Origin of the sequence: Isoptericola sp. NPDC019693 (assembly GCF_044389085.1) — a bacterium.
Taxonomy (GTDB): Bacteria; Actinomycetota; Actinomycetes; order Actinomycetales; family Cellulomonadaceae; genus Isoptericola.
The window spans coordinates 449511-470184 of record NZ_JBIRXP010000001.1; the positions used below are offsets into that span (position 1 = coordinate 449511).

The window sequence follows — 20674 nt, forward strand, 5'->3', positions numbered from 1 at the left end:
GCGGACGAGGCGCGGACGAGGTGCCAGGACATACCCCGTTAACACTTCTCGGGCAGGATGGGTCCATGGACAGGCAGCAGGAGTTCGTGCTCCGCACGGTCGAGGAGCGCGACATCCGCTTCATCCGGCTCTGGTTCACCGACGTTCTCGGGGTGCTGAAGTCGGTGGCGGTCGCCCCGGCCGAGCTCGAGCAGGCGTTCACGGAGGGCATCGGGTTCGACGGCAGCTCCATCGAGGGGCTGACGCGGGTCTACGAGGCGGACATGATCGCCAAGCCCGACCCGACCACGTTCCAGGTGCTGCCCTGGCGCGGCGAGCGGCACGGCACCGGCCGCATGTTCTGCGACATCCTCACGCCCGACGGCGAGCCCTCCCTCGCGGACTCCCGCAACGTGCTCAAGCGGACGCTCGCCAAGGCCAGCGACCGCGGCTTCACCTTCTACACGCACCCCGAGGTCGAGTTCTACCTGTTCAACCAGCTCGCGGCGCCGGAGGACCCGCTGGTGCCGGTCGACAACGGGGGCTACTTCGACCACCTGGCGCGCGGCAGCACGCACGACTTCCGCCGCGCCGCGATCACGATGCTCGAGTCGATGGGCATCTCGGTCGAGTTCTCCCACCACGAGGCGGGGCCCGGCCAGAACGAGATCGACCTGCGGTACGCCGACGCGCTGACCACGGCCGACAACCTCATGACCTTCCGCACGGTGGTCAAGGAGGTGGCGCTGGAGCAGGGCGTGTTCGCGTCGTTCATGCCCAAGCCGATGGCCGACCAGCCGGGCTCCGGCATGCACACGCACCTCTCCCTGTTCGAGGACGACCAGAACGCCTTCCACGAGCCCGGAGCGCAGTTCGAGCTGTCCAAGACGGCCCGGCAGTTCATCGCCGGCCTGCTGGTGCACGCGGCCGAGATCACGGCCGTGACCAACCAGTACGTCAACTCGTACAAGCGCCTGTGGGGCGGCGCCGAGGCGCCGAGCTACATCTGCTGGGGCCACAACAACCGGTCCGCCCTCGTGCGCGTGCCCATGTACAAGCCGGGCAAGGGCAACTCGGCGCGGGTGGAGTACCGCGCGCTCGACTCGGCGGCCAACCCGTACCTGGCGTTCGCGGTGCTGCTGGCCGCCGGGCTCAAGGGCATCGAGGACGGCTACGAGCTGCCCGAGGCCACGGGCGACGATGTCTGGGAGCTGACGGACCGCGAGCGCCGCGCCCTCGGCATCGCGCCGCTGCCGCAGTCGCTCGACGAGGCGATCGAGCTCATGGAGCGCTCCGAGCTGGTGGCCGAGACGCTCGGTGAGCACGTCTTCGACTTCGTCCTGCGCAACAAGCGGCAGGAGTGGGACGCGTACCGCGCGCAGGTCACGCCCTACGAGCTGCGCCGGTTCCTGCAGAACCTGTGACCGCCCGTCCGCCGACCCTCACGAGCCGGCTGCTGCACGCGGGCTTCGCGGACCTCACCCGGTCGGCGTCGCTGTGGTCCGACGCCGGCCTGCAGGAGGCGCTCGCGGAACCGGGGCGCCAGGACGCGCTCCTGGGCGCGATCGGCACCTGCGCCGACCCGGACATGGCGCTCCTGCAGCTGGTGCGCCTCGCGGAGCACCCCGAGGCCCGCGCGCGGCTCGGCGGTCTGCTCGACGCGGACGCGCCGCCGCGGGCGCGCACCCGGCTGCTGGCCGTGCTCGGGGCGTCGTCCGCCCTCGGCGACGAGGTGGTGCGCCGGCCCGAGCTGCTCGACGTGCTCGCGACGCCCGACGGAGCGTCGCGGGGCGGGGACGACGACTTCGGGGACCCCGGCGATGACGGCGGTGCCGACGACGCCGACGGTGCCGACGACGCCGAGCAGGGGGACGGCGACCCGGGCCCGCGCACCGTGACGGGTCCGGCGCAGGTCCGTGCCGCGCTGCTGCGCGCCGTCGGCGCGGACCCGGACGCCGCGGTGCCGGTCGCCGCCGACCCGGCCGCCGGGCCGGGCACGGGCTGGCCCGACACGGGCGCGGCGACCACGACGGACGCGCTGCGCCGGGCGTATCGCGCACGGCTGCTGGCGCTGGCCGCGGACGACCTCACCGCGAGCGAGCCGCTGACCCGTTTGCCGGTGGTCGGTGCGGCGCTGGCGGACCTCGCCTCCGCCGCGCTCGAGGCCGCGCTCGCCGTCGCGCGGGCCGACCTGGAGGACCACGGCGCGGGCGTGCGACTCGCCGTCGTCGGCATGGGCAAGACCGGCGGACGCGAGCTGAACTACGTCTCCGACGTCGACGTCGTGTACGTCTGCGAGCCCGGGGAGCTGCCGGGCGGCGAGGTCCTCGACGAGGAGACGGCGCTCGCCGTCGGCACGCGCCTCGCGAGCGGGCTGCAGCGCGTGTGCTCGGCCGCCTCCGCCGAACCGGCGCTGTGGCCCGTCGACGCGGCGCTGCGGCCGGAGGGGGCGCAGGGGCCCCTGGTGCGCACGCTCGCGAGCCACGTGGCGTACTACGAGCGCTGGGCCGAGACGTGGGAGTTCCAGGCCCTGCTCAAGGCGCGACCGGTGGCCGGGGACGCGGCGCTGGGGCGTGACTACCGGGCGGCCGTCGACCCGTTCATCTGGTCGGCCGTGCACCGCGAGCACTTCGTCGAGGACGCCCGCGCGATGCGCCGCCGCGTCGAGCAGCACGTCCCCGCCGCCGAGGCGGACCGGCAGATCAAGCTGGGCAAGGGCGGGCTGCGCGACGTCGAATTCACCGTGCAGCTGCTCCAGCTCGTGCACGGCCGCGCCGACCCGCAGATCCGCTCGCCGCACACGCTGTCCGCTCTCGCCGCTCTCGCGGCCGGCGGGTACGTCGGGCGGGAGCACGCCGCGCGGATGGCGGTCTGCTACCGGTTCCTGCGCGCGCTGGAGCACCGGGTGCAGCTGTACCGGCTGCGGCGCACGCACCTGCTGCCGACGACGGAGGAGGACCTGCGCCGTCTGGCACGGTCGCTCGGCATGCGGGCGGAGGGGGCGTCCGGCCTCCTCGAGCGGTGGCGCGCGACCCGGCGCGAGGTCCGGGCGCTGCACGAGGAGGTCTTCTACCGGCCGCTGCTGCCCGCGTCGGCACAGCTGTCGGACGCCGAGCTCTCGCTGTCCCCGGACGTCGCGCGTGAGCGGTTCGCCGCGGTCGGGTACCGCGACCCCGACGGCGCGATGCGGCACGTCGAGGCCCTGACGGCGGGCACGTCGCGCCGGGCCGCGCTGCAGCGCCAGCTGCTGCCGGTGCTGCTCGGCTGGTTCGCCGAGGGGGCCGACCCGGACGCCGGGCTGCTCGCGTTCCGCAAGCTGTCCGACGAGCTGGGCACCACGCCCTGGTACCTGCGGCTGCTGCGCGACTCCGAGAACGCGGCCTACCACCTGACCCGCCTGCTGGCCTCGTCCACGTACCTCGCCGAGGCGCTGGCCCGCTCGCCGGAGTCGGTGCGCTGGCTGGCGGACACGTCGGGGCTCGAGCCGCGCGGGCCGCAGCGGCTGGCGGCGGAGGCGGACGCGCTCCTCACCCGCGCGGACGAGCCGAAGCCGGCCGCGCAGCGACTGCGCGCCCTGCGCCGCCGTGAGCTGGCCCGGACAGGGGCGGCCGAGGTGCTCGGCCTGCTGCCGCCGGTGGATGCCGCGGCGGCGGTCTCGGACGCCGCGGACGTCGTCCTGGCGGGTGGCCTGCGGGTCGCCGAGCACGCGGCGCGCGCCGAGCTCGGGCTGGGCGGCTCGCGGGAGGCGAACCCCACGCGGCTGCTGGTCGTCGCGATGGGACGGCTCGGCGGGCGGGAGATGGGGTACGGCTCGGACGCGGACGTCATGTTCGTGCACGAGCCGCTGCCGGGCGCCGAGCCGCAGCTCGCGCAGGACTTCGCCACCCGGACGGCCACGCGGCTGCGCGCCCTGCTGTCCGAGGTGGGCCCCGAGCCGGCGTTGCCCGTGGACGCCGACCTGCGCCCCGAGGGCCGGCAGGGGCCGCTCGTGCGCACCCTCGACTCGTACGCCGAGTACTACGGGCGCTGGTCGAGCGTGTGGGAGGCGCAGGCGTTGCTGCGCGCCCGTCCGGTGGCGGGCGACGTCGGCACCGGTGCGGACGGCGCCGGGGACGAGGGTGCGCTCGGTGACCGGTTCCGGGCCCTGGTCGACCCGTTGCGCTACCCGCCGGGCGGGCTCGACGACGCGCGCCTGCGGGAGGTGCGCCGCATCAAGGCCCGCGTGGAGGCGGAGCGCCTGCCCCGCGGGGCCGACCCGGCGCGGCACCTCAAGCTGGGGCGCGGCGGGGTGTCCGACGTCGAGTGGACCGCGCAGCTGCTGCAGCTGCAGCACGCGGCCGAGGTGCCCGGGCTGCGCACCACCGGCACGGTCGCGGCGCTCGACGCCGCGACGTCGGCGGGCCTGCTCGATCCCGAGGACTCGGCGCAACTGCGCGACGCGTGGGTGCTGGCCTCCCGCCTGCGGTCCGCCGTCGTGCTCTGGTCGGGGCGCACCACCGGCGCGCAGACCGACCGGCTGCCGCACGACTCGCGCGACCTGACCGGCGTCGCCGCCCTGCTGGGCGACGTGGGGACCGGGGGAGAGCTGGAGGAGCTGTACCTGCGCACCGCTCGCCGCGCCCGGGCCGTCATGGAACGCGTCTTCTACGGCGAGGAGTGACCTCGCCGCGCTGCCGGGCCATGGAGTCGGGCGTGGCGCAGGGCCGTGCTGAGACCCCTCCCGGAGGTGCCCCCGGGTACGGCAGAATCTGGGGCATGCACCAGCCCATGCCGTCGCCCGCGGGCGCACCGTCCGCCGGCCGTCGACCCTCCGGAGCCGTCGCGTGAGCGCCGGCCTGCTCGGCCTGCTCGACGACGTCGCGGCGATCGCGAAGCTCGCCGCCGCCTCGCTCGACGACGTCGGGGCCGCGGCCGCGAAGGCGACCGCGAAGGCGGCGGGGGTCGTCGTCGACGACACCGCGGTGACCCCGCAGTACGTGCACGGTGTGGCGGCGAACCGCGAGATCCCCATCGTCAAGAAGATCGCGTGGGGCTCGATCCGCAACAAGGTGCTGATCATCCTCCCGATCGCCCTGATCCTCAGCCAGTGGGCGCCGTGGCTCCTCACGCCGATCCTCATGGTGGGCGGCACGTACCTGGCCTTCGAGGGCGCGGAGAAGATCTGGGGCCGGCTGCGCGGCCATGAGGGCCACGACAAGCCCGCCGCGACCGTGGGCCCGGACGCCGAGAAGAGCCTCGTCGCCGGCGCCGTGCGCACCGACCTCATCCTGTCCGCCGAGATCATGGTCATCGCCCTGAACGAGGTGGCGCACGAGCCGTTCTTCTCGCGCCTGGTCATCCTGCTGGTCGTCGCGCTCGCCATCACCGTGATCGTCTACGGCGTCGTGGGCCTCATCGTGCGGATGGACGACATGGGCCTGGCGCTCGCGGGCCGTGACTCGCGGGGCAGCCAGCGCGTGGGCCGCGCCCTCGTGACGGGGATGCCCAAGGTCCTCGCCGTGATCTCCGTCGTGGGCACGGTCGCGATGCTGTGGGTCGGTGGGCACATCCTGCTGACCGGTACCCACGAGCTCGGCTGGCACGCGCCCTACGACTTCGTGCACCACCTCGAGGAGGCCGTCGCGCACGCCGTGCCCGGCATCGGGGGCTTCCTCGGCTGGCTCGTCAACACGTTCTTCTCCGCCCTGGTCGGCGTGATCGTGGGCGCCGTCGTCGTCGCCGTCATGCACGTGCTGCCGTTCGGGAAGAAGCACGGCGAGGAGCACGCTGCCGACCACGCTGCCGACCACACCGAGCCCACCGACGGCCCGCGGGCCTGACGAGGGCGTCCGCCCGGCGGGTGCCGGGCGGACGCCCTCGTCGGATCGTGCGGGTCAGGACGCGACGGCCACGCCGGCGCGGTCGCCCTGGCGCAGCGCCACCTTGTTGACCTTGCCGGAGGCGTTCGTGGGGATGGCGTCGAGGACGACGAGGTCCTTGGGCTGCTTGAACCGGGCGAGGGTGTCGCCGAGCCAGGCCTGCAGCTCCTCGAGGCTCAGCGGGTCGCCGGGGGTCAGCACGACGGCGGCGACCGGGACCTCGCCCCAGCGCTCGTCGGGGCGGCCGTACACCGCCGCCGCGACGATCCGCGGGTGGGCGAACAGGGCGTTCTCCACCTCGGCGCAGTACACGTTCTCGCCGCCGGAGATGATCATGTCCTTGAGCCGGTCGACGACCCAGACGAAGCCGTCCTCGTCCTGGCGCACGAGGTCGCCCGAGTGGAACCAGCCGCCGTCGAACGCGGCGGCCGTCTCGGCGGGCTTGCGCCAGTACCCCTTCATGAGGTTCGGCCCGCGGTAGACGATCTCCCCGACCGTCCCGGGCGGGACGTCGTTCAGCTCGGCGTCCACGACCCGCGCCTGGACGGTGGGGATCGGGCGGCCGACGGACCCCAGCTTGCGCAGCGCGTCCTCGCCGCGCAGCGCGCACGTGATGGGTGAGAGCTCGGTCTGCCCGAAGACCGCCACGTTGAGCGCGTCCGGGAACGTCTCCGACATCGCGCGCAGGACCGTGTCGGACGCGGGCGCGGCCCCCCAGCTGATCACCCTGAGGCGCAGGTTGCGCTCGCGGATGCCCGGGACGGCGCAGATCGCCTGCCACTGCTGCGGCACGTTGAACACGATGGTGGCGCCCTCGCGCTCCCACGCGTCGACGAGCGCCTCGGGGTCGAAGGCTCCCAGCGGGTGCATGACGGTGGGGATGCCCACGATGAAGTTTGCGGAGATCGAGCCGAGCCCGGCGATGTGGAACAGGGGCGCGGTCAGGTAGGCGACGTCGCTCTCGTCGACGATCTCGTTCACGCGGATGCAGGTGAGCGACTGGGCGGCCAGGTTCAGGTGGTCGAGCATCGCGCCCTTGGGCCGCCCCGTCGTGCCCGAGGTGTACATGATGAGGCAGGTCGTGTCCTCGGGGACGTCGGGCGCCGCGAAGCCGTCCAGGGGCTCGGCCAGGAGGTCGGCGAGGCTCTCCTGGTCGCCGGTGGCCTCACCCGCCACCAGCACCCGCCGGAGGCGGTCGGTGATCGACCGCGCGGCCTCGACGAGCGGGACCAGCGGCTGGTCGACGACGATGACGTCGGCGTCCGCGTCGTCGACGATGTAGGCCACCTCGGCGGGGGAGAGGCGGATGTTGATCGGGACGGCGATCGCGCCGAGGCGGTTGATCGCGAAGACGGTCTCGACCACCAGGGGGTGGTTGAGGGTGAGGAGCAGCACCCGGTCACCGAACCCGACGCCGCGCCGCTGCAGCGCCGCGGCGAGGGCGTCCATGTGACGGGCCGCGTCGGCCCACGTGGTCACCTCGCCCTGGAACGAGAACGCGGTGGCGTCGGGCTTGTTGGCGGCGTGGGTCAGGACCTGGTTCATCCAGTGGTTGCGCCGGAGCCCCGGGGGGATGGCGGCAGTGACGTCGCTCATGGCATGCACCTCTTCGTACGTGAGCCGAGTCGGTGACGTGGCTCCGTCGCCCCGTCCCGTCCGTTCGCGCCGGCCGCGGGGACCGACGGAAGTCATGTTACTCACCATTCACATCGGAGTGCCAGACCCTGGGCAGACCCGGCGTTAGTGTGTCCACCGTGAGCGAGGCGAGGGCGGCGGAACCGGTCAGGAGGCGCCCTCGTGACCGGCGGCAGACCATCGAGGCGGCCGCGGCGGTCGCCTTCGCGGAGCGGGGCTACCACCGCGTGGCGATGCAGGACGTCGCGGACGCCGTCGGGATCACCGCCGCGGCGCTCTACCGGCACTTCGACAACAAGTACGAGCTGTTCCGCGAGATCGCGATGGACCTCGTCGCCCGGCTCACGAACGCCACCGCGGCCGTGACGAGCCCGGCCGACCGGACGCCGGGCGCCGCGCGCGCCGACGCCGAGGCCGTCCTGGACGCCGTCTCCGGGGAGACCGTCGCGATGCGGTCGTCCGGCAACATCTACCGCTGGGAGAGCCGCTACCTGCGCCCCGAGGACCGCAAGGCCCTCGCCGCGGAGTTCACGGCGCTGCGGTGCCGCCTGTCCGAGCCGGCCGCGACGCTGCGGCCGGACCTCGACCCGGCGACGCTGGACCTCGTCGCCCTGGCCGCGCTGAGCGTGATCGCGAGCGTCACGGCCCATCGCACCCCGATGGCCGTCGGTCCCCTCCAGACGCTCCTGCGCGAGGCCGCGCTGCGCGTGCTCACCGACGCGCCCGGACCGGCGCCGTCGGTCTCGGCGTCCGGGGACGGTGACGCGCCGGACGAGGCCGGCCAGCCGGGCCGGCGCCGCGACCAGCTCGCGCAGGCGGGGATCGCCGCGTTCGCGCGGCGCGGCTACCACGAGGCCTCGATCGAGGAGATCGCGGCCGCCGTGGGGCTCACGCCGTCCGGCGTCTACCGGCACTTCAGCGGCAAGTCCGAGATCCTGCGCACGGCGTGCGAGCGGGCCGCGGCGACCCTGGACGCGGCGGCGGAGGACGCCCTCGGGCACCCTGACCCTCGGGAGGCGCTGCGCAGCCTGGAGGCGGCATACGTCCGCTTCGCCGTCGAGGACCGCGACCTCATGGACGTGTACACGGCCGACGTCGGGGCGCTCGACCCCGAGGACCAGCGCCGTCTGCGACGGTTGCAGCGGGCGCACGTCGACGACTGGGTCGAGCTGCTCGAGCGGGTGCGGCCGGGCGGCGACCCCCGGGAGCTGCGGTTCCTCGTGCACGCCGGCTTCAACGTGGTTGCGGACCTGAGCGTCGCCCTGCGGCGCAGCCCGGGACCCGAGGCGAAGCGGTGGATCGGGGCCGTGCTGGAGACCGTGCTCGGCGCCTAGTCCCGGGAACCCTTCGCGCGCCCGTGCAGCAGCGGGATCATCCGCGCGACCAGGTGCATGTCCTTCTCGGTGCGGTTCATCGTCAGGAGGTTCAGCGCCGCCTTGCGCGTCTGCCGCGCCACGGACTTGACGGTGCTGAACTCCCGTAGGCCGTCCGCGCCGTGGATGCGCCCGAAGCCGGACTCCTTGACGCCGCCGAAGGGCAGTGCGGCCACCGCGGCGAACCCGAGCACCGAGTTCACCGTGACGACGCCGGCGCGCAGCGCGTCGGCGGCCGCGGCCGCCGCCCGGGTGTCCTTGGTGAAGACCGCCGCGCCGAGGCCGTACGCGGTCGCGTTCGCGCGCTCGACCGCCTCGTCGAGGGAGGCGACGGTGTTGATGACGACGAGCGGGCCGAACGTCTCGTGCTGCACGGCCAGCGAGCTCTCGTCCACGTCGGTGACGACGATCGGGTCGATCGCCCGGCCCCGGACGCTGTCGGGCCCGCCGAGCACGGCCGTCCCCGAGCGCACCGCGTCCTCGACGTGCCGGCGGACGACGTCGGACTGCGCGGCGAGCGTCATCGGCCCGTACTGCGCGTCCGGGCCCGAGGTGCGCAGGCGGCGTGCCCGTTCCACGACGCGCGCCACGAGGGCGTCACGCACCGCCTCGACGACGTACACGCGCTCGACGCCCACGCACGTCTGGCCGGCGTTGCCCATCGCCCCGAAGACGACGAAGTCGGCGGCGGCGTCGAGGTCGGCGTCCGCCGCGACGAGCAGGGCGTCCTTGCCGCCGCACTCGGCCACGATCGGCACCAGGCGCTCGGCGGCGGCGGCCATGACCTTCTTCGCCGTCGCCGTCGAGCCCGTGAACGCGACCTTGTCGACGTCGGCCGCGACGAGCGCCGCGCCCGTCGCCCCGTCGCCGGTCACGGCGACGAGCACGTCGTGGCCCACGGCCTCCTGCCAGCGCTCGGCGAGCCAGACCGCCGGGCCGGGGGTCAGCTCGCTGGGCTTGAAGACGACGGCGTTCCCGGCCGCGAGCGCGTACGAGATCGAGCCCATCGGCGTGTACAGCGGGTAGTTCCACGGCCCGATGACGCCCACGACGCCGTACGGTTCGTAGCCGACCGTGGCGTGCTGGTTGTAGTTGATGAGGCCGGCGCGCACCCGGCGGCGGCGCAGCACGCGGGCCGCGTTCTTCGCCGCCCAGTCGAGGTGCCCGAGGGTGAGCATGACCTCGAGCAGCGCGTCCCCGGCGGGCTTGCCGGTCTCGGCCGAGATGAGGTCGGCCAGCTCCTGGGCGCGCAGCGCGATCTGCGACTTCCAGCGCAGGAGGTGGGTGCGCCGCCCGGCGGGGCCCTGCTCGCGCCACCAGCGGGCGCCGTCCCGGGCGGCGGCCACGGCGGCGCGGACCTGGGCGGCGTCGGCCACCGGATAGGTGGCGACGGGCTCGCCGTCGACGGGGCGGTGCGTCGTGAGCTGTTCGGCCGCCCGCCCGGGGGAGGTCTGGTCCGCAAGGGTCATCGCCGGTCTCCTACTCCACGTCGAGCAAGACAAGTAAATCGCGAGTCACACTCTAGGGTCGGCCCGGGGCGACGCGCAAGGATTTCTCTAATCTCGGTTAGAAACTCCGCTACCATCGGGTGATGGACCTCACCGGGACGGAGACGACGCGACCGGCGTCGAAGTCGGCGCAGACGCGCCAGCGCATCCTGGACGCGGCGGCGGAGGTGCTGTCGCGCAAGGGGTACGCGGGCACGCGCCTCGCCGACGTCGCCGCGGTGGCCGGCGTCCAGGCGCCGGCGATCTACTACTACTTCTCCTCGCGCGACGGGCTCGTCGAGGAGGTCATGTGGGAGGGCGCGCACCGCGTCCGGGTCCACGTCGAGGAGATGCTCGAGGCGATGCCCGACGACAGCTCCGCGATGGATCGGCTGCTCGTGGCCGTCGACGCCCACCTGCGGTACGAGCTGCAGGTGTCGGACTACGCCACGGCCTCGATCCGCAACGCCGGGCACGTCCCGGAGCAGCTGCGGGTGCGGCCGGCGGCCGAGGAGGCGCTCTACAGCCGGCTGTGGCGCGACCTGTTCGTCGCCGCCCAGCAGGCCGGGGAGGTGCGCGCCGACCTCGACGTCAACACCTTCCGCCTGCTCCTGCTGGGGGCGATGAACTGGGTCGTCGAGTGGTGGAACCCGCGCACGCGGTCCCTCGACGAGCTGGTGGCGACCGCGCAGGGGATGGTCAGGCACGGAGCCGGGGCCGGCTGACCAGCTCCAGCCTGGCCCGCAGCACGTCCTCGGCCTCGGCCACCGTGCGCCGCACCACCTCACCCGCGGTCGGGACGTCGTGGATGAGCCCCTGTGCGAGCCCGACCGTCCAGATCCCCGCGTCGAGGTCCCCGTCCTCGAAGACCTTCCGGCCGCGGGCGCCCGCGACCAGCTCGCGCACGTCCTCGAACTGCCCGCCCCGCGCCAGGATCTCGACGACCTCGTCGCTGACGGCGTTCTTCGCGACCCGCGCCGTGTTGCGCAGGGACCGGAAGATGAGGTTCGTGTCGAGCTCCGACCCCGCGACGATCCGCTCCTTCACCGCCGCCGCGACGGGCGACTCCACCGTGCACAGGAACCGCGAGCCCATCGTCACGCCGTCGGCCCCCAGCGCCAGGGCGGCCGCGAGCCCCCGGCCGTCGGCGATGCCGCCGCACGCCAGGAACGGGATCGTCAGCCGGTCGGCCGCGGCCGGGAGCAGCACCATGCCGGGCACGTCGTCCTCGCCGGGATGGCCGGCGCACTCGAACCCGTCGATCGTCACCGCGGTGACCCCGACCGCCTGCGCCTTGAGCGCGTGGCGCACGCTGGTGCACTTGTGGATCACGCGGACCCCGTGGGCGCCGAACATCTCCATGTGCGGCTCGGGGTTGGAGCCGGCGGTCTCGACGATCGTGATGCCGGCGTCGACGATCGCCCTGCGGTACTCGTCGTAGGGCGGAGGGTCGATCGCGGGCAGGATCGTGAGGTTGACCCCGAGGGGCTTGTCCGTGAGGCGGCGGGCCCGCTCGACCTCCTTGACGAGGTCGGCCGGGGTCGGCTGGGTCAGGGCCGTGATGATGCCGAGGCCGCCGGCCTCCGACACCGCGGCGGCCAGCTCTGCCCGGCCGACCCACATCATGCCGCCCTGGACGACCGGGTGCTCGATCCCGAACGCCTCGGTGAACCGCGTGCTGATCATCGGGTCCTCCTGCTCACTCGAAGGTCTCCTCGGTCGCGGCCCGCGCGACGAGCGACGCCGGCGGGCGGAACCGCTCGCCGTAGGTGTCGGCGAGCTCGTGCGCCCGCGTGACGAAGCCCGCCAGCCCGCCCTCGTACTGGTTGACGTACTGCAGGACGCCGCCGGTCCAGGCGGGGAAGCCGATGCCGTAGATCGACCCGATGTTCGCGTCGGCCACCGAGGTCAGCACCCCGTCGTCGAGGCAGGCGATGGCGTCGAGGGCCTCGGCGAAGAGCATCCGCTCCTGCAGGTCCACCAGGGGCACCCGGGCGCTCCCCGAGTCGTACCGCTCGCGCAGCCCGGGCCACAGGCGGGTGCGCCGGCCCGCCTCGTCGTAGTCGTAGAAGCCGCGGCGAGCCCTGCGGCCCGGCCGGTCCTGGTCGTCGACCATCCAGTCGACGACGGCCTCGGCGGGGTGCTCGACCCACGTCTTGCCCTCGGCCTCCGCCGCCGCGCGGGTCTCGGTGCGGATCTTCTGGGTGAGGGAGAGCGTGAGCTCGTCGAGAAGCTGCAGCGCCCCCGCGGGGTACCCGGCCTGGAGCGCGGCCTGCTCCACGGACGCGGGCTCGACGCCCTCGCCCACGGCCGCGACGGCCTCGTCGATGAAGCGGCCGATCACGCGCGAGGTGAAGAAGCCGCGGGCGTCGTTGACGACGATCGGCGTCTTGCGGATCTGCAGCACGAAGTCGAACACCTTCGCGAGCACCGCGTCGCTCGTGCGCGCGCCGCGGACGATCTCGACCAGCGGCATCTTGTCGACGGGGGAGAAGAAGTGGATCCCGATGAAGTCCTCGGCGCGGTCCACGCCCTCGGCCAGCAGCGAGATCGGCAGCGTCGACGTGTTCGAGCCGAGCACCGCGTCCGGCTCGACGACGTCCTGGATCTCCCGGAACACCGACTGCTTGAGGTCGACCGACTCGAAGACGGCCTCGACGACGAAGTCGACGCCCGCGAAGCCCGCGGGGTCCTCGGTCGTGACGACCCGCTCCAGGAGCGCCGCGCTCGCCTCCGGCGTCGTCTTCCCGCGGGCGAGCGCCTTCTCCTCGAGGCGACGCCCGTAGTCCTTGCCCCGCTCCGCGGCGTCGAGCGAGGTGTCCTTGAGCACGACGTCGATGCCGCTGCGGGCGGCCACGTAGGCGATGGCGGCGCCCATCATCCCGGCGCCCACGACGCCGACCTTCGTGGCGCGGAACGTCGGGTACCCCGCGGGCCGGCTCGCGCCCGCGTTGATGCTCTCCAGGTCGAAGAAGAACGCCTTGATCATGTTCTTCGCGACCGGCGAGTGCGTGAGCTGCACCAGGTAGCGGGTCTCGATCGTGGAGGCCGTGTCGAAGTCGACGTACGCGCCCTCGACCGCCGCCGCCATCGCCGCACGCGGCGCGGGCATCGGCGCCCCCTTGACCTGCCGGCGCAGCATCGCGGGCATGGCGGCGAGCGCCTGGGCGAGCGACGGCGAGGTCGGCGCCCCGCCGGGCAGCCGGAAGCCCTTGACGTCCCACGGCTTGACCGGCTCGGGGTGGGCGAGGATCCACGTCCGCGCGCGTTCGCGGAGCTCGGCGGCCGGTGCGAGCTCGTCGACGAGCCCGACCTCGAGCGCGCCCTCGGCCGTGAACTTGGTGGCCGGCAGGATGACGTCCGCCAGGGCCTTCTGCAGCCCGAGCATCCGCACGGTGCGGCTCACGCCGCCGCCGCCGGGCAGCAGGCCGAGCGAGACCTCGGGGAGGCCGAGCCGCAGGCCCTTGACGTCGGCGGCGGCGATCCGGTGGTGGGTGGCGAGCGCGACCTCGAGGCCGCCGCCGAGGGCCGTGCCGTCGATCGCGGCGACCACCGGCCGGCCGAGCTTCTCGATCCGGCGCAACAGCGACTTCACGTGCTCGATGTCCGCGGTCTCCTCGGCCGACCGCGCCGGGTCCGCGGAGCGGAGCAGCTCGAGGTCGCCGCCGGCGAACCAGCTCTTCTTCGCGGACACGAGGATCACCCCGGAGATCCGCTCGCGCTCGGCCTCCAGACGCTCGACGCTCGCCTCGAGCGCGGCCCGGAAGTGCGCGTTCATGGTGTTGGCGCCGCGGTCGGGGTCGTCCATGGTGAGGGTGACGACGCCGTCGCCGTCCTCGTCCCAGGCGTACCCGCCCTGCACGCTCGCCCGGTCCTCGATGACGCTCATGCCGTCTCCCCTTCCTCGACCCGCTCGATGATGGTGGCGATGCCCATGCCCGCCCCGACGCACAGCGTGGCGAGCCCGCGCCGCAGGTCGCGGCGCTCCAGCTCGTCGAGCAGGGTGCCGAGGATCATGGCGCCGGTGGCGCCCAGCGGGTGGCCCATGGCGATCGCGCCGCCGTTGACGTTGACCTTGTCGTGCGGGATGCCGAGCTCGCGCTCCCAGTGCATGACGACCGAGGCGAAGGCCTCGTTGAGCTCGAACAGGTCGATGTCGTCGACCGTGAGGCCCGCGCGGTCCAGCGCCTTGCGCGTGGCGGGCGCGGGCCCGGTGAGCATGATGGTGGGCTCCGAGCCGGTGACGGCGGTCGCCACGATGCGCGCCCGCGGCGTGAGCCCGTAGCGCTCGCCGACCTCGCGGCCGCCGACCACGACGAGGGCCGCGCCGTCGACGATGCCCGAGGAGTTGGCGGCCGTGTGCACGTGGTCGATCGACTCCAGCCAGTGGTACTTCTGCAGGGCCACCGCGTCGTAGCCCGCCTGCGCGCCGGGGATCTCGAACGCCGGCTTGAGGTGGCCCAGGCTCTCCACCGTGGAGCCGGGGCGCCGGTGCTCGTCGTGGTCGAGCAGGGCGACGCCGTTGAGGTCGCGCACGGGCACGACCGACCGGGCGAACCGGCCCTCGTTCCAGGCCTCGTCGGCGCGCCGCTGGGACTCCACGGCGTAGGCGTCGACATCCTCGCGGGAGAACCCGTCGAGCGTGGCGATGAGGTCCGCGCCGATGCCCTGGGGGACGAAGTAGAGGTCGTAGTTCGTGGTCGGGTCCTGCACGTACGCGCCGCCGTCGGAGCCGATCGGCACCCGCGACATGGACTCGACGCCGCCCGCGAGGACGAGGTCCTCGAAGCCGCTGGCGACCTTCTGCGCGGCGACGTTGACGGCCTCCAGGCCCGACGCGCAGAACCGGTTGAGCTGGACCCCGGCGACGGTCTCGGGGAGCCCCGCGACCAGGGCGGCGGTGCGGGCGATGTCGCCGCCCTGCTCGCCCACCGGTGAGACGACGCCGAGCACGATGTCGTCGACGGCCGCGGGGTCGAGCGTCGGGTGGCGCTCCTCGAGCGCGTGGATCAGCCCGACCACGAGGTCGACGGGCTTGACCCCGTGGAGCGCCCCGCCGCGGTTCTTGCCGCGCGGTGTGCGCACGGCGTCGTAGATGTATGCCTCTGTCACGGGTGTCCTCACAGCCCGAGGCCCCGGCCGACGATCTCCTTCATGATCTCGGTCGTGCCTCCGTAGATGGTGGTGATGCGGGCGTCCTCGTAGTCGCGCGCGATGCGGTACTCGCGCATGTAGCCGTAGCCGCCGTGGAGCTGCAGGCAGCGGCCCACGACGTCGACGTACTGCTCGGTGGTCCAGAACTTCGCCGCGGCGGCGTCCTCGGGGTCCAGGGTGCCCGCGGCGTGCCGCTTCAGGCAGTCGTCGATCAGGGCGCGCCCGGCGCGCACCGACGTGACCATCTCGGCCAGCTCGAAGCGGGTGTTCTGGAACGACCCGATCGGCTGCCCGAAGGCCTGCCGCTGCTTGACGTACTCGAGCGTGCGCTCCAGCACCCCCTCGCTGGAGGCGACGGCCGCGGCGGCGATGGAGATGCGCTCCTGCGGGAGGTTGCGCATGAGCCCCGCGAAGCCGGTGCCCTCCTCGCCGAGGAGGTTCGCCGCCGGGACGCGCACGCCCTGGAAGGCGAGCTCGCTGGTGTCCTGCGCGTGCAGGCCGATCTTGTCGAGCCAGCGGCCCCGCGAGAACCCGGGGGAGTCCGCGGGGATCACCAGCAGGCTCAGCCCCCGGTGCGGGTGCTCGCCCGTGCGGACGGCCGTGACCACGAGATCGGCGTTCTGCCCGTTGGAGATGAAGATCTTGGAGCCGTCGACGACGTAGTCGTCCCCGTCGCGGACCGCGGACGTGCGGATGCCCGCGAGGTCGCTGCCGGTGCCGGGCTCGGACATCGCCACGGCGACGACGGACTCGCCGGCGGCGATGCCGGGCAGCCAGCGCTCCTTCTGCTCCTCGGTGGTCAGGTCGGTGAAGTAGGGGATGACGATGTCGTTCGACAGCGCGATGCCGGCCATCCCTGACGACACGGGGTTCCGCGCCAGCTCCTCTCCCATCACCGCGTTGAAGCGGAAGTCGTCGGAGCCCCCGCCGCCGAAGCGCTCGGGGATGCCGAACCCGAGGATCCCTGCCTCGGCCGCCTGCACGAAGAGCTTGCGGTCGACCCGCCCCTCGGCTTCCCAGCGGTCCGCGTGCGGGCGGGCGTACTGCTCGACGAAGGCGCGCACCATGTCGCGGAACTGCTCGTGCTCGTCCTCGTACAGGTCACGCGGCCCGATGATGCCGGTCATGCTGTCTCCGATCGTCCTTGATCCTGACCTCGGTACTTTTTATACCATGTTAGAAAGTGTGGCGGACAGGGGTTGAAACTCAGCCTCGTCTCATGGTGCGATGGCCCGAAGGTTTGAATCTTCATTAAGCGAATCGCGCAAGGGAGCGTGACATGGGAGACCAGCCGTCGTCGACGACGGGCGGCCGCCTGCGCGGCCGGGTGGCGGTCGTCACCGGGGCGAGCCGCGGCATCGGGCGAGCGATCGCCGGGCGGTTCGCCGCCGAGGGCGCGGCCCTCGTGCTGACGGCCCGGAAGCCGGAGGCCCTGCAGGAGGCGGCGGAGGAGCTCGGGGACGTGCCCGTGCGCGTGGTGGCAGGCCGCGCCCAGGACCCGGAGCACCGCCGCGAGGCGATCCGCACGGCCGTGGACGAGTTCGGCGGCCTGGACGTGCTGGTGAACAACGCCGGCATCAACCCCGTCTACGGTCCCCTCGTCGACCTGGACCACGACGCTGCCCGCAAGATCCTCGACGTCAACGTGCTGGGCACGCTCGGGTGGGTCCAGGAGGCGTGCGCCGCGGGGCTCGGCGCACGCGAGGGTGCCGCCGTGCTCAACCTGTCGTCCGTGGCCGGGTCGGTCCCGTCGCCCGGGATCGGGTGGTACGGCGTGAGCAAGGCGGCGGTCTCCCACCTCACCGTGACGCTCGCCGCGGAGCTGGGCCCCCGGGTCCGCGTCAACGCGCTCGCTCCGGCGGTCGTGCGCACGCAGTTCGCCCGCGCGCTGTACGAGGGGCGCGAGGAGGAGGTGACCGCGACCTACCCGATGCGGCGGCTGGGCAGGCCGGACGACGTCGCTGCCGCCGCGGCCTACCTCTGCTCCGACGAGGCGAGCTGGGTCACCGGCCAGGTGCTCACGCTCGACGGCGGCCTCCTGGCCGCGGGAGGGACCGCATGAGCGCCGGGACCGGTCGAGACGTCGGTGACGTCGGGGACGTCGTCGCGCGCACCCGACGGTTCGTGCGCGACGTCGTGCTCCCGGCGGAGCCCGCGGCCGGCACGGCCCTGGACGCCGCCGGTCGGCGTGCGCTCCAGCAGCAGGCCCGTGACGCGGGCGTCTTCGCCCCGCACGTGCCGGTCCGGTTCGGCGGGCTCGGGCTGCCGCTGAGCGCGTGGTCCGCGGTCTTCCAGGAGGCGGGGTACTCGCCGGTCGGGCCGGCCGCGCTCAATTGCATGGCCCCGGACGAGGGCAACATGCTGCTGCTCGAGAAGATCGCCGGCGAGGAGCAGCAGGAGCGGTTCCTCGCGCCGCTCGCCGCGGGCGAGGCGCGCTCCTGCTTCGCCATGACCGAGCCGCACCCCGGCGCGGGGTCCGACCCCGCCGCGCTGGCGACGACGGCCCGCCGCGTGGACGGCGGCTGGGTCCTCGACGGGGAGAAGCGGTTCATCTCGGGGGCCGAGGAGGCCGACTTCGCCATCGTCATGGCGAGGACGCCGGAGCTCGGGGACGACGCCGCCACCCTGTTCCTCGTGCGGACGGACGCCCCCGGCGTCCAGGTCGGGCACCGGATCCGCACGCTGGAGCGTGCCATCACGGGCGGGCACCCGCACGTCTCCTACACGGAGTGCTTCGTGGCCGACGCCGACGTGCTCGGCACCCCGGGCGACGGGTTCCGGCACGCGCAGGTGCGCCTCGGGCCCGCCCGGCTGACGCACTGCATGCGGTGGCTCGGGCTCGCCCGGCGCGCCCACGACACGGCGCTCGACCGCGTACGGCACCGCGAGCTGTTCGGCTCCTCGCTCGCCGACCTCGGGATCGCCCAGGGCCTGCTCGCCGACTCCGAGATCGACCTGGCCAGCAGCGCCGCCCTGATCGACCGGGCGGCGCAGGCCCTCGAGGGCGGCGACCCCCGGGCGGGCACCCAGGCCTCGTCCATCGCCAAGGTGCACTGCTCCGAGGCCGTGGGGCGCGTCGTCGACCGGGCCGTGCAGCTGTGCGGGGGAGACGGCGTCACGCTCGAGCTGCCCCTGGCCGCGTTCCTCGACGAGGTCCGTCCGTTCCGCGTGTACGACGGGTCGAGCGAGACGCACCGCTGGGCGATCGCCCGGCGCGCCGTCGCGCGCCGGCGCCGCGAGGTCGAGGCCGGCGAGAAGGTCCTGGACCGGGCGGAGGGACGACGATGACGGTGCTCGCGAGCACCCCCGACGGCGTGGACGTCGTGCACGTCCGCGCCCCCGATGACGGCGCCGCCGCTCCCGAGCGCGCGCCGCTGCTCGTCCTCGAGTCCCTGGGGCGCTTCCTCGACGACGCCGGGATGCCCGCCGGGGACCTGGAGTGGCGGCGCATCGGCGACGGCCAGGCGAACGTCACGTTCGAGCTGCGGCGCGGAAGGGAGCGGGTGGTGCTGCGGCGCGGGCCACGGCCGCCGTTCCCGCCGTCCGCCCACGACATGGTGCGCGAGGCGCGCGTCGTCGCCGCGGTCGGGGCGGCGGGGGTGCCGGTGCCGGCCGTGCGGGCGGTCTGCGACGACCCCGCCGTCGTGGGCGCGCCGTTCTACCTCATGGAGCTCGTCGAGGGGGAGGTGGTGACCGATCACCTCCCGGCCGGGTTCGACGGTCCCGGCGACCGGGCCGCCCTGGTGCACGCCGCGGTCGACGCGCTCGCCGACCTGCACGCCGTCCCGCTGGACGGCGACGTCGCCGCCCTCGGCCGGCCCGCCGGGTACCTCGACCGTCAGGTGCGCCGCTTCGCGCAGCTGTGGCCCCTGAACACGCGCCGCTCGGTGCCCCGCGTCGAGGAGCTCGGCCCCCGGCTGGCGGCCACCGTGCCCACCTCGGCGCGCACCGCCGTCGTGCACGGCGACTACCGCCTGGGGAACCTCATGTTCGCCGCCCCCGGGCGGCTGGCGGCGATCCTGGACTGGGAGATGGCGACGCTCGGTGACCCGCTCGCCGACCTCGGCTACCTCGTGGCGACCTACTCCGCCCCGGGGTCCGAGCCCACGCCGATGGACCTCACACCGGTGACCGCGCTGCCCGGCTTCCCCTCGCGCGCCGACCTGGTCGAACGCTACGCCGCGCGCTCCGGCGCCGACGTCTCCGCCCTCGGCTGGTACGAGGCGCTCGCCCTGTGGAAGTCTGCGATCTTCTGTGAGGCGATGTACACCCGATGGCTCGACGGGCAGCGTCCCGACGACGACTTCGCGCCGACGCTCGCCGACGGTGTCCCCGCGCTCGCCGCGGCCGCCGCGCACGCGCTGGACCGGCACGAGCAGGCGCACGAGAGAGGAGACCGATGAAGATCGCCGTCCTGATGAAGGTGGTCCCGGACACGTACGGGGAACGCACGCTGCACCTCGAGACCGGCCTCGCTGAGCGGACCGCCGACGACGCCGTGCTCGACGAGATCGACGAGCGGGCGCTCGAGGCGGCCCTGGCCCACGCGGACGGCCACCCCGACACCGAGGTGGTCGTGATCGCGATGGCGCCCGAGCTCGCCCAGACCAGCCTGCGCAAGGCGCTCGCGATGGGCGCGGCGTCGGCGCTCCAGGTGGTCGACGAGCGTCTGGTCGGCGCCGACGTCGTGCTGACGGCCGAGGTGCTCGGCGCTGCGGTGCGGCACGTGGGCGCCGACCTCGTGCTGGCCGGTGACGCCTCCACCGACGGAGCCGGGGGAGCCGTGCCCGCCGCCGTCGCGGAGGTCCTCGGCCTGCCGTGCGCGACGGCCCTGAGCGAGGTGGCGATCACGGACGGCGAGGTCACGGGCGTGCGGGCGTCGGACGGCGCCACGCTCCGGGTCTCGGCCCCGCTGCCCGCGGTCGTCTCGGTGACCGAGGCCGCGCCGGGCCCCCGGCTCACCGGCTTCAAGGGGATCATGGCGGCGAAGAAGAAGGTCGTCGAGACCGTCACGGCGACCGACCTGGGCGTGGACCCCGAGCCCCCCGGCTCCGCGCGGTCGATCATGACGGCGATCACCCGGCGGCCGCCGCGCACCGCCGGCACCAGGATCGTCGACACGGGCGACGCCGGCGAGCAGCTGGCGCGCTACCTCGTCGAGAACCGACTGGCCTGAGGAGGGGACGAC

At 74.0% G+C, this 20674-nt stretch carries 15 protein-coding genes; 9 read left to right on the plus strand and 6 right to left on the minus strand.

Translation table 11 applies throughout. From position 1 onward, the window contains the following. The first annotated feature begins 65 nt into the window (after positions 1 to 65). The 3 genes from glnA to ACH436_RS02130 all read left to right on the plus strand — a co-directional run bounded on the left by glnA (position 66) and on the right by ACH436_RS02130 (position 5798). The gene (glnA, locus tag ACH436_RS02120; protein ID WP_430558523.1) at positions 66 to 1403 is read left to right on the plus strand and encodes a type I glutamate--ammonia ligase; all 1338 of its coding nucleotides are present in this window, start codon (positions 66 to 68) and stop codon (positions 1401 to 1403) included. Continuing rightward, on the plus strand, positions 1400 to 4639 hold the full coding sequence (locus tag ACH436_RS02125) for a bifunctional [glutamine synthetase] adenylyltransferase/[glutamine synthetase]-adenylyl-L-tyrosine phosphorylase (RefSeq protein ID WP_430558524.1): 3240 nt from the start codon (positions 1400 to 1402) through the stop codon (positions 4637 to 4639). Before glnA ends, ACH436_RS02125 begins: the two co-directional genes overlap by 4 nt. A 163-nt stretch (positions 4640 to 4802) precedes the next feature. Beyond that, positions 4803 to 5798, plus strand: a complete 996-nt coding sequence (locus tag ACH436_RS02130) for a DUF808 domain-containing protein (RefSeq protein WP_430558525.1) — start codon at positions 4803 to 4805, stop codon at positions 5796 to 5798. 54 nt (positions 5799 to 5852) lie between these two features. Here ACH436_RS02130 and ACH436_RS02135 read toward each other — a convergent pair whose 3' ends face one another. Continuing rightward, positions 5853 to 7433: a long-chain-fatty-acid--CoA ligase gene (locus tag ACH436_RS02135; protein WP_430558526.1), complete on the minus strand. Its 1581-nt coding sequence runs from the start codon at positions 7431 to 7433 to the stop codon at positions 5853 to 5855. Between the two features lie 158 nt (positions 7434 to 7591). Here ACH436_RS02135 and ACH436_RS02140 point away from each other — a divergent pair, with 158 nt between their 5' ends. Continuing rightward, positions 7592 to 8806 (plus strand): TetR/AcrR family transcriptional regulator, encoded by a 1215-nt coding sequence (locus ACH436_RS02140; RefSeq protein WP_430558527.1) that lies wholly within the window; start codon positions 7592 to 7594, stop codon positions 8804 to 8806. On the opposite strand, the gene ACH436_RS02145 is transcribed toward ACH436_RS02140, so the two are convergent. After that, a complete protein-coding gene (locus ACH436_RS02145; protein WP_430558528.1) occupies positions 8803 to 10314 on the minus strand; it encodes an aldehyde dehydrogenase family protein in 1512 nt (503 codons plus the stop codon). The genes ACH436_RS02140 and ACH436_RS02145 overlap by 4 nt on opposite strands. A gap of 122 nt (positions 10315 to 10436) precedes the next feature. On the opposite strand from ACH436_RS02145, the gene ACH436_RS02150 reads away from it, so the two are divergent. Further along, on the plus strand, positions 10437 to 11057 hold the full coding sequence (locus tag ACH436_RS02150) for a TetR/AcrR family transcriptional regulator (protein WP_430558529.1): 621 nt from the start codon (positions 10437 to 10439) through the stop codon (positions 11055 to 11057). Here ACH436_RS02150 and ACH436_RS02155 read toward each other — a convergent pair. Genes ACH436_RS02155 through ACH436_RS02170 form a run of 4 tightly spaced genes read right to left on the minus strand, consistent with a single transcriptional unit; the run spans position 11032 to position 16613 of the window. Continuing rightward, complete coding sequence (locus ACH436_RS02155; protein ID WP_430558530.1) at positions 11032 to 12018, minus strand: NAD(P)H-dependent flavin oxidoreductase; 987 nt, start codon at positions 12016 to 12018, stop codon at positions 11032 to 11034. The two genes, ACH436_RS02150 and ACH436_RS02155, sit on opposite strands and share 26 nt — an antisense overlap. A gap of 13 nt (positions 12019 to 12031) precedes the next feature. Next, positions 12032 to 14221 carry a 3-hydroxyacyl-CoA dehydrogenase NAD-binding domain-containing protein gene (locus ACH436_RS02160; RefSeq protein ID WP_430558531.1) on the minus strand — a complete coding sequence of 730 codons (2190 nt, stop codon included), beginning with the start codon at positions 14219 to 14221 and terminating at the stop codon, positions 12032 to 12034. Then, positions 14218 to 15444 (minus strand): acetyl-CoA C-acetyltransferase, encoded by a 1227-nt coding sequence (locus ACH436_RS02165; RefSeq protein ID WP_430558532.1) that lies wholly within the window; start codon positions 15442 to 15444, stop codon positions 14218 to 14220. Before ACH436_RS02165 ends, ACH436_RS02160 begins: the two co-directional genes overlap by 4 nt. 8 nt (positions 15445 to 15452) lie before the next feature. Further along, entirely contained in the window at positions 15453 to 16613 is a 1161-nt protein-coding gene (locus ACH436_RS02170; RefSeq protein ID WP_430558533.1) for an acyl-CoA dehydrogenase family protein, read from the minus strand. A gap of 152 nt (positions 16614 to 16765) precedes the next feature. On the opposite strand from ACH436_RS02170, the gene ACH436_RS02175 reads away from it, so the two are divergent. The 4 genes from ACH436_RS02175 to ACH436_RS02190 are packed head-to-tail and all read left to right on the plus strand — an operon-like array spanning position 16766 to position 20662. Continuing rightward, positions 16766 to 17548 carry an SDR family oxidoreductase gene (locus tag ACH436_RS02175; RefSeq protein ID WP_430558534.1) on the plus strand — a complete coding sequence of 261 codons (783 nt, stop codon included), beginning with the start codon at positions 16766 to 16768 and terminating at the stop codon, positions 17546 to 17548. Continuing rightward, positions 17545 to 18774, plus strand: a complete 1230-nt coding sequence (locus ACH436_RS02180) for an acyl-CoA dehydrogenase family protein (protein WP_430558535.1) — start codon at positions 17545 to 17547, stop codon at positions 18772 to 18774. The genes ACH436_RS02175 and ACH436_RS02180 overlap by 4 nt, the downstream gene beginning before the upstream one ends. Continuing rightward, positions 18771 to 19889: a phosphotransferase family protein gene (locus tag ACH436_RS02185; RefSeq protein WP_430558536.1), complete on the plus strand. Its 1119-nt coding sequence runs from the start codon at positions 18771 to 18773 to the stop codon at positions 19887 to 19889. Before ACH436_RS02180 ends, ACH436_RS02185 begins: the two co-directional genes overlap by 4 nt. Further along, positions 19886 to 20662, plus strand: a complete 777-nt coding sequence (locus ACH436_RS02190; RefSeq protein ID WP_430558537.1) for an electron transfer flavoprotein subunit beta/FixA family protein — start codon at positions 19886 to 19888, stop codon at positions 20660 to 20662. Before ACH436_RS02185 ends, ACH436_RS02190 begins: the two co-directional genes overlap by 4 nt. The last annotated feature ends 12 nt before the right edge of the window (positions 20663 to 20674 follow it).